We start from the raw sequence: 13558 nt of genomic DNA, 5'->3' as shown, positions 1-13558 counted from the left end.
ACTGTCCGTAGTTTAAGCGCAGCGTCTCCTATGTTTACAAAGCTTTAAATTTATGAAATTAAAGTGAGAAGGAATGAGAGCACATTAGCGTCTAAATAACTCAGGAAGTATATTGTCGTAGAGAAATAGCCTCATTCCTTTTATCTCTTAGAGTTTGAACAGAATGTAAGGAATTATGCAAGTCATAGTATCCAGAATATCCAACCAGGAGAAAAGACGAAGGGAGATTCATCACTTTATAAACTAAACCTTTAAGCTGATGAAGAAAGTATTAAAACAAGTATTGGGCGTAGATGTGGCCCAAGGCGAACTGGTGGTTACCCTGGGCAGGATGTTTGATGATCTGAGGGTCGATCTGTATGCACACAAAGTTTGCAGGAACACCGAGAATGGCATTTTAACATTACTGGATTGGGTAAAAAAACTGACCGACCCTGAAGTGAACGTTCGCTTCGTGATGGAGGCTACAGGAGTATATCACCAGAAATTTGCCTTTTATCTTTATGCTCAGAATTACGAAGTAAGTATTGTTCTTCCCAATAAGATCAGCAATTATATGCGGACTCTGGAGAACAAGACAATCACGGACAAGAGTTGTTCAGAAGCCATCGCACAGTTCGGACTGGAGAGAAATCTGGACCGCTGGCATAAACCTAAAAAGACCTATCGAAGCCTGCAGCAGCTTACCCGTGAACGTGATCAGATCGTCATGGAGCGGGTAATCGTTAAGAACCAGCTCCATGCCGAGCAGGCTGAAGCCGAACCCAATGAGCGAAGTGTGGCACGATTGAATGAACGGATGCGATTGTTAAATAAACACGAAAAAGAGATAAAATCCGATTTAACTGAGATCATCAATAGTGACCGTATCTTAAAAAGTGAAATAACCAATATCTGCAGCATACCTGGGATAGGTGAATTAACAGCCACGATTGTTCTGGCTGAAACGAATGGATTTGAGATGATCAGAAATAAAAAGCAACTCACGAGCTATGCCGGGTTGGATGTTAAGGAAAAATTGTCCGGAACATCGGTCAAAGGAAAGCCAAGTATATCTAAAAAAGGCAATCGGCACCTGAGAAAGGCCATGCACCTACCAGCACTCTCGGCAGTAAAGTATGATGAAAACTTCCGGAATTTATATGTGCGGATTGTTTCCAGGCAGGGGATAAAAATGAAAGGATTGGTAGCTGTACAGCGCAAACTGCTGGAAATGATCTACGTGATTTACAAAAGCAAAAATGAATACCAGAAAGACTATATCGATCTAAAAAGGAGTAGCGCACTAAGCCAAAAGGATCAGTACGCTACACAGACTGGTTCTTGACCGTCTTAAAGAACAAAGATAAAAATAATTTTATTTGGAAATCAACACAGAATCTCTGCGAGAATAATTTTTTTATCAACTTTGCTCGCAAATATTCTTCAGGATAGTTCAGGATAGCCAATGCGATTTTAAGCATTAATTTGGAAATAATTAAACAGCCCTAAACTCTCCATAATTAAGTTCAATAAAACAAGCCTATGTCAACAGATCTTCAAGTACAGAAAAGTTTTAAAAGGAATAAGACTAACATTCTTTGCATCTCATTCAGGCTCATCTGTTTAGCTTTAATTCTACCAGGATTGCTACTGCAATCTGCTTCTGCGCAAGAAAAACTCGAATCCAAAGGGCATATTCCAATACTAGGCTGGTACAGTATCCCTCCTGAAGAAGCTACTAAAGCCAGATATCTTGAAATGAAAGAAGCAGGTTTCGATATTAGTTTCTCTTTTCTTGGAAGTCCGCAGGATGTACAAAAATCACTGGATGCAGCTCATCAGGCGGGTATGAAGATCGTGATCAGTTGCCCGGAATTAAAAACTGATACTGAAAAAATTGTAAAGCGTTTCATGGATCACCCGGCTCTGGCTGGTTATTTTCTACGGGATGAGCCCGCAGTAGATGCATTTACAGATCTGGGCAATTGGGCGAAAAGGGTGAATGCTGTTGATCCGAAGCATTTTTGTTATGTTAACCTTTTTCCGAATTATGCTACTCCAGTACAGCTTGGAACTGCGGATTACAGGGATTATGTGAATAAATTCGCGAAGGAAGTCCCGTTGCATTTTCTTTCTTTTGATTCCTATCCCTTAACTTCAGCAGAGGGTGTATATGAGAAATGGCATCAGAATCTGGAAATATTTTCGGATGAGGCCAAAAAAGTAAATAAGCCTTTCTGGGGATTTGCTCAATCGATCCTGTTTGATAGTAAGCATGAAGATCCTACATTGGCAACAATGCGGGTTCAAATGTTTACCAACCTTGCCTATGGAGCCCAGGGACTTCAGTATTTTACTTATTGGACTCCCGTATCGTCAGCTGAAGATTTTCGTGGCGGACCAATCACTCTTGAAGGTAAAAGAAGTACGGTTTATGACCATATCAAAACATTGAACCAGGAAATAAAAAGCCTTTCAGGGGTGTTTTACGGTGCAAAAGTTAAGTCCCTGCAGTTTTTTGGAAACAATATACCCTCGGGCACTAAAAGAATGTCTGTTTTGCCGGCAGCGATAAAGGTTTTTGCGACCGAAGGTAAAACTGCATTGGTTTCATTACTGGAAAATGGGGGCAAGCAATTCATTGTAATTGTTAATACGGACTACCTCGAAAAAATGAGCTTAACACTTTCAGGTGATCCATCATTGAAACGTATTCTCAAAGATGGGTCGATCGTTCCTGCAAGTGCTTATGCCAATACGATTGATGTGGAGGCAGGGGATGTTGTGATATATAATTACGAATTTTAAATTACGAATTACGAATTACGAATTACGAATGGAAATCGTTTAAGCATAAAAAATTGATTGTCAAATGAATCATAATCACCCTGACAACAGACAACCGGTAACAGACAACTGATAGTAGGTAACTGAACAATTACAAATACTAATCCTTCAAAAACCGTATTTTGCAATAAAAAACAAAATATGAAATCAATATTCTCGATAATTCTGCTTCTGAGTCTGATTGCTCCGGGGCTTAGTCAGGCACAGACATCATTAAAGGCGGGCGACAAAGCACCCGATTTCGTTTCCAAAGATCAGAACGGAAAAACGGTTTCTTTGAAACAGTTCAAAGGCAAAAAGCTTGTACTGTATTTCTACCCAAAAGATAATACTTCCGGATGTACTGCTCAGGCCTGTAGTTTACGTGATAATTTCAAGGATTTAAAGAAAGAAGGTTATACCATTTTAGGTGTGAGTATCGACGATGAGGCTTCTCACCGCGATTTTATAGCAAAAAATAATTTACCTTTTTCGCTTTTGGCCGATACAGATAAGTCAATTGTGACAAAATATGGTGTTTGGACTGAGAAGGAAAGAAATGGGGTAAAATCCTTTAGTACCACCAGAACCACTTTTCTGATTAATAAAAGCGGCTATATTAATAAAGTGATAACCGAAATTGATACAAAAAATCACGCGGGTCAGATACTGACATTAAAGAAGAAGTAATCACCGCTATACCTGTGTGCCAGGTAAAATGTCTAATAAAAAAGGATCCGGTTTCGGATCCTTTTTTATTAGCTTTCTTTAATTGCATGTACCTGTTTTGGTTCAGGATCTTCATTTAGCCCATCCTTGGCATCTTTAAATTCTTTCATGCCTTTTCCCAATCCTCTCATCATTTCAGGAATCTTCTTCCCACCGAACATTAATAATACTACGACCATGATCAATATGATTTCTGGCCCACCTAAATTTGGCATAATTTCCGTTTTTAATTTTTTATGAATTTGGGAATAATATTGAATTTAAAAAAGATTGCACATAAACCTGTTACAATTCAGTATAGGGATATAAATCAACTTATTGGACCAAACCAGCTTCAGCAATCAGTATTAATAATGCGAACTTAATTGCCTCAGCTCCATTTTCGTTGATCCACCATTCATCCAGGGAATGAGCGTTTCCGCCTTTGCCTCCTCTTCCAATCGTAATACTCGGTATCCCAAGTGAAATTGGGGTATTTGAATTTGTAGATCCTGTACCTAATGAGGGTTTCAATTTAAAGTATTCAATTGCCGCCATTGCTCTCTGAATCAGCGGAAGCTCTGCACTCTGAACGCCGGATGGCCGTTCCCCAATTTTTTCGAATTTGGCTGTAAGTTTTGCTCCGGTTTTGATACCTGAATTATAATCATCAAGGGCCTTATTAACCTGATTTAACAAGATTTGCTCAATTCCTTTCAACTTTTCCGGACTTAGTGAGCGCATATCCACCTCCATCCATGTTTCAAATGGAATGGAGTTTACTGAAGTTCCTCCACCAATTCTGCCTACATTATAGGTGGTTTTTGGACCGCTGGCTACAAATAATGCTGCTTCTTTATCAAAGTAGTCAATCGCCTTGCCCATTGCATGATGCGGATTGGCCAATCCAAAAGCACCCCATGAATGACCTCCCGGCCCATTAAAGATAATTTTATAACGTACCGATCCTAAACCATTTGTAACCAGTCCGCTAATATCACCACCATCTAAAGCGATATGTGAATCGATTTTTTGATTCCCCGTTTTGAAAATATGTTTGATTCCCCGCAAATCACCTAGTCCTTCTTCACCAACTGTTCCGGCAATTAATATATCCGATTCTGTTGAAATTTTTGCCTGGTTCATTGCTTTAACTACCGTAAGAACTACGCTGATTGCCCTGGTATCATCAGCAATGCCCGGAGCAAATAAAGTATCCCCCTTCATTTTTATCTTGACATCAGTATCTAAAGGGAAAACCGTATCTAAATGTCCTTCAATGAGAACCGTTTTACCATTGCCTTTTCCTTTTCTCAAAGCAAGAACATTTCCCGCCTCATCAGTCCATATAGAATCTATCCCGGCATTCTGAAGCATTTGTCTGAATTTTTCCGCTCTTTTTTGTTCCATAAATGGGGGAGCAGGAATCTCTGTAAGTTCTATCAATTCCTTCATTGTTGTCGGTTCAAGCTGCTGAATAATATTAAAAGCCATTTGGACTTTTTTATCGTTACTAATTTTATCGATCTGCACTTTGTATATGGATTGAGCGGAAATTGCTTTTTCATTTTGTGCACTCACTGAAAGCGCACTGATTAAAAAAAATGAAATCAGGAATATTTTTTTCATGAAAGGGGAGTTGGTAATCAATATTAATAAATGTAAATTTTCTAAACCTTATAAATAATATTCTTCTTCAATAAAATATTACATTGACCGTTAATTATTCAGCAATATTAAGATATTAGATTTTACCTAAAGAAACAGGTCTGTTGCATTTTGGGTTGCATTTGGCCTGTTTTTTGGTACACATACATAATGGGAAATAAAACAAATCTAAAATGATTCTAAATTTTTTCCCGAATTTCAAATAATGGCTGCCAAATAAAAATCTTTCAACCTATAAACTTTAACTTTATTCCAAATTTCTTAAAATAACAATGAGCTATAATCCACCTATTCCGGAAAATGAATATGCAAGAGTCCTGAATCTTTCTGATTTTAATCTTGATTATTCTAATTTTCAAGATAACTTCAAGGATTTGGCTAAACTGGCAGCAAGCGTTGCCGGTACTCCTATATCACTGGTCAATTTAATAGACTCTTATACACAGTGGACGATATCCAATTATGGTCTTGATCTAGAGCAAATGCCACGTGAAGACTCAGTTTGTCAGTATACAATTAAATATGATGAAAAACCGTTTGAAATTGAGGATTTATCAAAGGATGACCGTTTCAAAGATAAATTTTATGTAAAGGAAGATCCTTTACTTCGTTATTATTTTGGAATACCGCTTGTATCAGATGGTTTAAATATAGGCGCATTGTGTGTACTTGACAGGGAGGTTAAAACACTTTCGCCAGAGAAGGAAGAGCTATTGAGGATTATTGCTGATGAAATTGTTAACCGCCTTAAGGCATACAAGGCAATTGAAGGATTAAAAAATAGGGTCAAAGAGGTGCAGGCAACCCAAAACAAGGTTGTACATGATATCCGCGGACCTTTAGGAGGCATCATCGGACTTACAGAAATTATCAGCGAACAGGGCAAGGAAAATAAAATTGACGAAGTGCTTGAATTTATTAACCTGATTCACAAAAGCGGCAAGTCAATTCTTGAACTTGCGGATGAAATTTTAAGTGCTGAGAAAAATAAATCTGTTCTCATTAAGGGAAATGAAATGGATATGCAATCATTTAAGGAGAAACTTGAAAAATTGTATATCCCTCAGGCAAAATCAAAAAATATTCAGTTTGATGTAAATATTATCCCAAGGGCCATGGGGATACCGTTTCCTAAAAATAAGCTGCTTCAAATTACCGGAAACCTGATTTCCAATGCTATTAAATTCACTCCTAATGGAGGTAAGGTTAGTGTAGGATTGGATATGGATATTTCAAACTCAAAACATAATTTAAATATCAAGGTTAAGGATTCTGGTGAGGGATTAAGCCCGAAGAAGATAGATGCCATCCTCAATGGGAATGCTTCTTCAGAGGAGGGCACTGAAGGCGAAAAAGGTTATGGCTTTGGTTTGCAATTAATCAAGCATCTGATTAGTGGTTTGAATGGAAAACTAAATATAAGTTCTATTCCTGGAGAGGGTTCTGTTTTTGAAGTTGTGATTAGTGGGAATGCTACTTAAATTCCGAATTAACTTATCAAAGATTAAAAGCCTGAATTCAGGCTTTTGTTGTTTTATTTCCTCTCTGATTATTTGACATTTAGGCGACTTATCTAATTAATAATAATAGAATGTTATTGTTATAATTGTATCAAAATAATACGAAAATATACAATGGATAAAAATAATCCGAATCATATTCTGCACGCTACAGAGCAGGATTTATTAAGTATGATGGCTGAAAGTCATATTTCCGCTTCTGTTGATACCCCAATGCGTGAGGATGCATTTGACCTGGATGATGAAACTAAAATTCAACTTATTGAAAAGCATTTCAGTCATATCATGAATATTCTTGGTTTAGACCTTAATGATGACAGTTTAAGAGATACCCCGAAAAGAGTTGCAAAAATGTATGTTACGGAGATTTTTAGCGGGTTGAACCCCGCGAATAAACCATCAGTAACTCTGTTTGAAAACCACTATAAGTATAATCAGATGCTGGTGGAGAGGAATATCGCTGTTTACAGCAATTGCGAGCATCATTTCGTGCCAATTACAGGTAAAGCACATATAGCTTATATGAGCAATGGCAAAGTAATTGGTCTGTCCAAACTAAACCGGATTGTTCAGCATTATTCACAGCGCCCACAAGTCCAGGAAAGGCTTACAATTCAGATTGCGAATGAAATCAAAACAGCTTTGGGGACAGAAGATGTGGCAGTAGTTATAGATGCCCACCATCATTGTGTTTCATCGAGAGGGGTACGTGATATGAATAGCTCAACCATTACGGCAGAATATAGTGGCAGATTTTTATCACCCGAAACCAGAAATGAGTTTTTAAAGCATATAGGATAATGGATTTTAAGGGTAAAAATATACTCGTTGTTGGTGGTAGTTCAGGCATCGGACTCAGATTGGTCAATATGCTGACCTCTCAGGGTGCTCAGGTATACAATGCTTCAAGAACCAAATCTGAAGAATGGTCAGATAGATTGATTCATATTCCTATTGATGTCCTAACAAACCTTGATTTGATTGGAAATCAATTACCCGAAAAATTGCATGGTTTGGTTTACGCTGTCGGGAGTATTAACCTGAAACCTTTCAGTCGTTACACCGAAGATGATTTTATTCACGATTATAAATTGAATGTAACTGGAGCAGTCCGAACTATTCAATTGGCATACAGGTCTTTGAGAAATTCGGGTGCAGCTTCAATAGTACTCATCAGTTCTGTAGCCGCAAAAGCAGGTATGCCTTATCATGCCAGTATTGCTGCTGCTAAGGGTGGGGTTGAAGGTCTGGCTCTTTCACTCGCGGCGGAGTTTGCTTCAGCAATTTCATTTTTATTATCTGATGAAAGTGGGTGGATAAGCGGACAGGTTTTAGGAATTGATGGAGGAATGGGAAATTTAAAAACTTTGTAAAAATGAACTTTAATCAAAGCCATATTTCTGCTATGGAAAAGCGTTACCGGACTACTTTCATTAATAGTTTACCGGGTTATAAATCGCTGCATATGCTGGGTACTGTAAATAAAGAGGGGATAAGTAATCTGGGCTTGTTTAACTCGATTTTTCATGTTGGAGCCAATCCCCCTTTGTTGGGTATGGTATTCAGGCCAGAAAGTAATGACCATGACTCACTTGAGAATATAATTCAAACCAAAGAATACACCCTTAATAATGTATTACCCGAGTGGTTTAAACAGGCTCATCAAACGAGTGCCCGCTTTCCTTCGGGTGTATCTGAGTTTGAATCCTGCGGTTTTAAAGAGTTTTATTTGGATCCATTTAAGGCTCCTTTTGTAGCTCAAGCAAGTATAAAAATTGGATTGGAACTTCGTGAAATTATTGATTTATCATTGAACAATACTAAGATTCTGATTGGTGAAATAGTCCATGTTTTGATGGATGATGGAATTGTTGCCGGCGATGGTTATGTAGATCATATTAAGGCTAGAACTGTTACTGTTACAGGATTAGATAGCTATTTTACAACAGAACATTTGGGTAGATTAGCCTGTGCTAAATTTGCTTAAGATATCCGAATCAGCGTACGGCTAAACAAATTAGACGGACAGTACAATGTGAATAAAACAGCCATTAAATGAAATCATACAAACTGGGTCATCAGTTATTAAGTCTTCTGGAACAATTTGAGACAGAAAGCAATGGGAGAGAACTCCTCCTTAATGATTTTACAGGCTTTTTAGTCAACCATCTGGAGCATTCAGAAGTTTCATTAAGTTCGTCTGATGTCCGTTTTGGGAAAAGGGAGGCAGAAACGCAGGAATTGGCCTATCAAATTGATAATGCAATTGGACGCCTGTTTGTTTACATGAGCCGTTATGCTAAATCTTATATCAAGAAAACGCTGGAAGGTACTCCATTACAAAGTCCGGAAGATTTTACCGCCCTTGCCATATTATTAACCCACGAAAGTCTGACCAAAGGCGAACTGATTAGTAGAAACATTCAGGAAAAAACATCAGGCACCGAAGTCATTCGTCGATTACTCGCAGCAGGCCTTGTTAAGCAATGGGATGATCAGACAGATAAGCGTTCCAGAAGGATTTCAATTACAGAAAGCGGCAAACAGCTTTTACACCGGGTGTTTGATGATATGAATTATGTTGGAAAAATGGTGACTGGAAATTTATCTTATTCAGAGAAACTAAATCTCCAATACCTGCTTCAAAAGCTTGAAACATTTCATTTTCAGCTGCATGAAGATAAGGTGATTAATACGAAAGAGGATATCCGCTCAATTGCTTTGAATAGTAAATAATTTCTTCCTGATTAATTTACACATTACGACAGTATTTAACAGTATAATTACTATTATTTTCTTAGTTTAGACAATAGTGCAAGCTCGTTAATCAGTACTTTTATTTCATATACTTTGGCTCAGAACAGCATTGTTTTACTATAGTTATGAGAATTCATTGTTTTCCTATGATTCATTTTCGCTTTCTCTATATTCTTATATTTTCTTTTATACCAATGATGTCTTTTTCCATTACCCTGATTGAAAATGGGAAGTCTGAATATTCGATTGTCAGGTCAAAAAATGCCTCCCTACATGAACTGTCTGCGTCTATTAACTTACAGAATTATCTTCATCAAATATCCGGCACATTAATTCCGATAATTGATGATAGTATTCCCGGTTCCGAATTTGAGATCTTAATTGGAAATACCAGCCGTACTGAGCTGAATGAAAGTATTCAAAATGATGGGTTTCTGATAGCCATCAGGTCAAAAAAACTGATTATTTCAGGCAAGGGGAAAGGTACGCTGTATGGCGTATATTCTTTTTTGGAAGAATACCTGGGCTGCCGTAAATATTCTTCCAGATCTAAGCTGATTCCTAAGCAAAGTTCTATAATTCTCCCAGCAATAAACGATCTGCAAAACCCGAAAATTAATTTCAGATCATTACATTATTGGGATGCAGAAACTGATCAGGAATATATTGACTGGCATAAGCTTAACCGGATCGAAGATAAATGGGGTTTATGGGGCCATTCCTTCTTTAAGTTAGTTTCACCTGCGATTTATTTTAATGAACATCCTGAATATTTTAGTTTGGTAAATGGGGAACGAACAGCAATGCAGTTATGTCTGACAAACCCGGATGTTCTGAAAATAGTTATAAATGAATTAGGTAAAAGAATCAAGGGTGCCTCTGAATTAAAATATTGGTCAGTTAGTCAGAATGACGATATAGGTGCCTGTGAATGCGAAAAGTGCTCTGCTTTAAATAAGAAGCATGAAAGTTATCAGGGATCACTGTTAACATTTGTCAATCGGATTGCTGCTAAATTTCCGGATAGGACCATCTCGACTCTGGCCTATAACTTTTCCAGAAAACCACCGGTAGGTTTGAAGCCACTGGAGAATGTAAATGTTATGTTCTCGGCAATTGATATTAATCGCAGTAAGCCGTTTGATACCGATCCGCGTTCTGAGAGATTTAGAAAGGAATATGATGAATGGGAGAAACTTACCTCTAATATCATTGTTTGGGATTATGTCGTGCAATTCACAAATTACCTTAGTCCCTTTCCAAACCTCCATACACTGAAACCCAATTTTGATTATTTCTCTAAAAATCAACCAGCAGGTTTTTTCATACAGGGTAGTGTTGAGATACCAGGAGAGTTGGCTGAGTTGAGGGCTTATATTTTATCAAAGCTTCTGTGGGATAAAGATTCGGACATCGATAAAATCAAAACTGAATTTCTGAATAACTATTATGGAGACGCCGGAGTGTTAGTCGGGCAATACATAGACCTGATCCATGAGCATGTTCGTTCCTCCTGGAGACGAATGGATATTTATGATAACCCGATCATGCCCTACCAAAATTATCTAAGTCCCAATTTGCTCACTGAATATCTGAATATTCTGGATTCAGCAGAAACTCTCGTTAAAGGGGATACTGAATTAACAAAACGGGTGCAAATGGTTGCTATGCCCTTGCATTTTGCGGTTTTACAACAAGCCAGGTTCTTTGGAATTGATCAGAATGGAGTGTTCATAAAGCAGGATGAAAAATGGGTGGTACAGGAAGAGATCAGAAGAAAGGTTCAACATTTTCTTAAGTTGCTTAGAGAATTGCAGATCACTCAATTAAATGAGTCAGGATTAAGTCCCCAACAATACCAGACCGAGTGGGAGCATATTTTTGAAGTTGGACCTGTGATTCATAAAGCGTTAAATAAACCGGTAAGGTTATTAACTGAAAATACTCCTGAATTTGTAAGCAAAGGAGCAAGAACACTTGTTGATGGAATTGGTGGTACTGAAGATTTTCAGTATAACTGGCTTGGATGGAATGAAACTGACATGAAGGTTGAAATTGATATGGAAGCGCAAACCGGAATCAGTAAAATTGAAATGTCATTTCTCGAGAACCACAGGCATTATATGTTTTTACCCAAGGAAATTCACATTGAAATATCAGATGATGGGAAAAACTACAATGAAGTGGCCGCTATGACTATTGAAGGGCCATTTGAAGATGTTTCAGCACCTATAAGAAAATTTAATTTTAATCTGGAGAACCAAAGAGCACGTTACATTAAAGTAACAGCAACCAATCAGACAGAATTACCAGCCTGGCGCAAAAGAAAAGACCGGAAACCATGGCTAATGATAGATGAAATTATAATCAAATAAGAAATTTTTTAGCCTGCCTGGGGTATACTTAACTTATACGAAAGCCCGTTCATTTCATTACATTCAAAGTCAAAAGATCCTTCTTTACTTTCAATAAGCTCTTTAGTGAAATTTAAAACTTTACTTTCGGAGTTAACCTCCTTGCTGAGGGGTGCATTACTATTGATCTGGACATGAAGTATATTTCGGTCCGATTGTATAGAAAGTCCAAGCCGGACATTGATAATTGCACCTGGTTTACTTAATTTAAGAGCACTTGAAACCGGACTTCCAATGATTTGCAGAATTTTGTTCTTAGAAAAGTGAATATGTTCCTTACTCTTGTCAATAAAAAATTCAAGACTTACTTTTTTATTTTTTGCCAGAGGTAAATACAAGTGACGAATTCGCTCTGCGAGTGTCTCGAGGTTAAAACTATATGTTTGACTTCCTTTTTCAAAGAGTTCCATTGAGATATTGTCAGCAATCTCAAGGATTGATTTACTGCTATTGTTGATCAGTTTAAGACAATGTAAAACCTCTTCCTGATTGTGTTCTTCATCAGGCTCTATGAGGATGTCTGAAATTCCAATAATTCCTGCGAGAGGATTTCTGATGTCATGGGCAATTTTTCGCTGCATTTTTCGCGCATCAGAAAGCTCATTCTTTAACTCATTAATTTTTTGAAAATCTTTTAGTTTACAGACAATTTCTTCAGCAATGATTTTTAAAAGTTCAACTTTATCAGCACTCAGGGTCTTGGTTTCTCTATTCATTACACATAGAGAACCAATATGTACACCATTGCCCATTTCCAAAGGTACACCATAATAATAGCGTAGTTTCGGCTCGTTTTTAACATAAGAGGCCAGTTCAAATCTCGGGTCAGAGGAAAGATCTTTAATTTCGAAACCTTCATCCTGTGCAATCGTATACTGACATACGCATTCCTCTCTGGGCATTGATGATAGTTGAATACCGTGCTGTGCAATAGTCCATTGAGTATAGGAATCTACGAGATTTAGAAGGGTCACATCCATGTCTGTTATCTGGGATGCTAGTTTCATCAGATGTTTGAAATCATTCTCTAGTGTGCTGTAATCTATATCCAGATTTGAAAGACTAAGAATTCTTTCCGCCTCATTAAGCGGCAATGGTTGAATCATCAAATTAGATTTTGTTACGTAAATATACTTAGATCAGTAATTATTTTTATTTTTTTATTTTTAAAATGAAATCAGCTCAAATTGGGTTTAATCTTCAAATAAATGTATTTTTGAGTGTAAACTTTGCTTTTTTAGAGCAAAATTATTCTGCATCTGAATATATCTACCTGAAATGAAAATTTTGATTGCTGAGGACGATGAATTAATGTTGAAAACACTTGAGTTTCGGCTGAAGCGTGATGGACATGAAATTTTTTTAGCACGTGATGGTAAAGCAGCATTGGATTTGATTGACCAATATATGCCGGATCTGGTAATTACAGATATCATGATGCCCTATTCGACAGGTCTGGAGATCGTGGGTTCAGTAAAGCAGAAGTATCCTGATAAAATAAAAGTCATAGTTTTATCAGGAATGGGGCAGGAAAGTGTCATCCTGGAAGCTTTTCGGCTTGGTGCAGATGATTACATAACAAAACCTTTCAGCCCGAATGAATTATCTGTGCGTATCCGACGCTTTGCTGATAGTGTAAAAAATTAGGGTCTAATATATTCCCATTGAGGCTGTCCGATTTAA

General features: G+C 37.5%; 13 protein-coding genes. 10 read left to right on the top strand and 3 right to left on the bottom strand.

Going from position 1 to position 13558, the window contains the following annotated elements:
- Positions 1-259 precede the first annotated feature (259 nt).
- The 3 genes from Q8M41_RS14205 to bcp all read left to right on the top strand — a co-directional run bounded on the left by Q8M41_RS14205 (position 260) and on the right by bcp (position 3498).
- A complete protein-coding gene (locus Q8M41_RS14205) occupies positions 260-1327 on the top strand; it encodes an IS110 family transposase (protein ID WP_304758849.1) in 1068 nt (355 codons plus the stop codon).
- Positions 1328-1524: 197 nt separating this feature from the next.
- Positions 1525-2790 (top strand): beta-galactosidase, encoded by a 1266-nt coding sequence (locus Q8M41_RS14200; RefSeq protein WP_305365945.1) that lies wholly within the window; start codon positions 1525-1527, stop codon positions 2788-2790.
- A 180-nt stretch (positions 2791-2970) separates the two neighbouring features.
- Positions 2971-3498 carry a thioredoxin-dependent thiol peroxidase gene (gene bcp, locus Q8M41_RS14195; protein WP_305365944.1) on the top strand — a complete coding sequence of 176 codons (528 nt, stop codon included), beginning with the start codon at positions 2971-2973 and terminating at the stop codon, positions 3496-3498.
- Between the two features lie 68 nt (positions 3499-3566).
- Here bcp and Q8M41_RS14190 read toward each other — a convergent pair whose 3' ends face one another.
- Positions 3567-3752, bottom strand: coding sequence for a twin-arginine translocase TatA/TatE family subunit (locus Q8M41_RS14190; RefSeq protein ID WP_305365943.1), 186 nt, complete (start codon positions 3750-3752; stop codon positions 3567-3569).
- Between the two features lie 100 nt (positions 3753-3852).
- Positions 3853-5145 carry a M20/M25/M40 family metallo-hydrolase gene (locus tag Q8M41_RS14185; RefSeq protein WP_305365942.1) on the bottom strand — a complete coding sequence of 431 codons (1293 nt, stop codon included), beginning with the start codon at positions 5143-5145 and terminating at the stop codon, positions 3853-3855.
- 311 nt (positions 5146-5456) lie between these two features.
- Here Q8M41_RS14185 and Q8M41_RS14180 point away from each other — a divergent pair, with 311 nt between their 5' ends.
- The 6 genes from Q8M41_RS14180 (at position 5457) to Q8M41_RS14155 (ending at position 11836) form a co-directional block, all read left to right on the top strand.
- A complete protein-coding gene (locus tag Q8M41_RS14180; RefSeq protein ID WP_305365941.1) occupies positions 5457-6665 on the top strand; it encodes a GAF domain-containing sensor histidine kinase in 1209 nt (402 codons plus the stop codon).
- Between the two features lie 153 nt (positions 6666-6818).
- Positions 6819-7505: a GTP cyclohydrolase I FolE gene (gene folE / locus Q8M41_RS14175; protein ID WP_305365940.1), complete on the top strand. Its 687-nt coding sequence runs from the start codon at positions 6819-6821 to the stop codon at positions 7503-7505.
- Positions 7505-8077 carry an SDR family NAD(P)-dependent oxidoreductase gene (locus Q8M41_RS14170; RefSeq protein WP_305365939.1) on the top strand — a complete coding sequence of 191 codons (573 nt, stop codon included), beginning with the start codon at positions 7505-7507 and terminating at the stop codon, positions 8075-8077. The genes folE and Q8M41_RS14170 overlap by 1 nt, the downstream gene beginning before the upstream one ends.
- A gap of 2 nt (positions 8078-8079) precedes the next feature.
- Entirely contained in the window at positions 8080-8691 is a 612-nt protein-coding gene (locus Q8M41_RS14165) for a flavin reductase family protein (protein WP_305365938.1), read from the top strand.
- Between the two features lie 68 nt (positions 8692-8759).
- A complete protein-coding gene (locus tag Q8M41_RS14160) occupies positions 8760-9440 on the top strand; it encodes a MarR family winged helix-turn-helix transcriptional regulator (RefSeq protein WP_305365937.1) in 681 nt (226 codons plus the stop codon).
- A gap of 215 nt (positions 9441-9655) precedes the next feature.
- Positions 9656-11836 carry a DUF4838 domain-containing protein gene (locus Q8M41_RS14155; protein WP_305365936.1) on the top strand — a complete coding sequence of 727 codons (2181 nt, stop codon included), beginning with the start codon at positions 9656-9658 and terminating at the stop codon, positions 11834-11836.
- 8 nt (positions 11837-11844) lie between these two features.
- Here the strand turns inward: Q8M41_RS14155 and Q8M41_RS14150 are convergent, their stop codons facing one another.
- Positions 11845-12981, bottom strand: coding sequence for a GAF domain-containing sensor histidine kinase (locus Q8M41_RS14150; RefSeq protein ID WP_305365935.1), 1137 nt, complete (start codon positions 12979-12981; stop codon positions 11845-11847).
- A 172-nt stretch (positions 12982-13153) separates the two neighbouring features.
- Between Q8M41_RS14150 and Q8M41_RS14145 the strand changes: the two genes are divergently transcribed.
- A complete protein-coding gene (locus tag Q8M41_RS14145; protein ID WP_305365934.1) occupies positions 13154-13522 on the top strand; it encodes a response regulator transcription factor in 369 nt (122 codons plus the stop codon).
- Positions 13523-13558 lie beyond the last annotated feature (36 nt).

The organism is Daejeonella sp., from assembly GCF_030684675.1.
GTDB lineage: Bacteria > Bacteroidota > Bacteroidia > Sphingobacteriales > Sphingobacteriaceae > Daejeonella.
The sequence above is the reverse complement of the archived record's forward strand: the minus strand, read 5'-3'. Positions and strand labels throughout refer to the sequence as shown.

Excerpts from the sequence above, each read along its gene's own strand:
- Q8M41_RS14205 (WP_304758849.1), top strand. The coding sequence starts at position 260 with ATGAAGAAAGTATTAAAACAAGTATTGGGCGTAGATGTGGCCCAAGGC.
- Q8M41_RS14200 (WP_305365945.1), top strand. The coding sequence starts at position 1,525 with ATGTCAACAGATCTTCAAGTACAGAAAAGTTTTAAAAGGAATAAGACT.
- bcp (WP_305365944.1), top strand. The coding sequence starts at position 2,971 with ATGAAATCAATATTCTCGATAATTCTGCTTCTGAGTCTGATTGCTCCG.
- Q8M41_RS14190 (WP_305365943.1), bottom strand. The coding sequence starts at position 3,752 with ATGCCAAATTTAGGTGGGCCAGAAATCATATTGATCATGGTCGTAGTA.
- Q8M41_RS14185 (WP_305365942.1), bottom strand. The coding sequence starts at position 5,145 with ATGAAAAAAATATTCCTGATTTCATTTTTTTTAATCAGTGCGCTTTCA.
- Q8M41_RS14180 (WP_305365941.1), top strand. The coding sequence starts at position 5,457 with ATGAGCTATAATCCACCTATTCCGGAAAATGAATATGCAAGAGTCCTG.
- folE (WP_305365940.1), top strand. The coding sequence starts at position 6,819 with ATGGATAAAAATAATCCGAATCATATTCTGCACGCTACAGAGCAGGAT.
- Q8M41_RS14170 (WP_305365939.1), top strand. The coding sequence starts at position 7,505 with ATGGATTTTAAGGGTAAAAATATACTCGTTGTTGGTGGTAGTTCAGGC.
- Q8M41_RS14165 (WP_305365938.1), top strand. The coding sequence starts at position 8,080 with ATGAACTTTAATCAAAGCCATATTTCTGCTATGGAAAAGCGTTACCGG.
- Q8M41_RS14160 (WP_305365937.1), top strand. The coding sequence starts at position 8,760 with ATGAAATCATACAAACTGGGTCATCAGTTATTAAGTCTTCTGGAACAA.
- Q8M41_RS14155 (WP_305365936.1), top strand. The coding sequence starts at position 9,656 with ATGATGTCTTTTTCCATTACCCTGATTGAAAATGGGAAGTCTGAATAT.
- Q8M41_RS14150 (WP_305365935.1), bottom strand. The coding sequence starts at position 12,981 with ATGATTCAACCATTGCCGCTTAATGAGGCGGAAAGAATTCTTAGTCTT.
- Q8M41_RS14145 (WP_305365934.1), top strand. The coding sequence starts at position 13,154 with ATGAAAATTTTGATTGCTGAGGACGATGAATTAATGTTGAAAACACTT.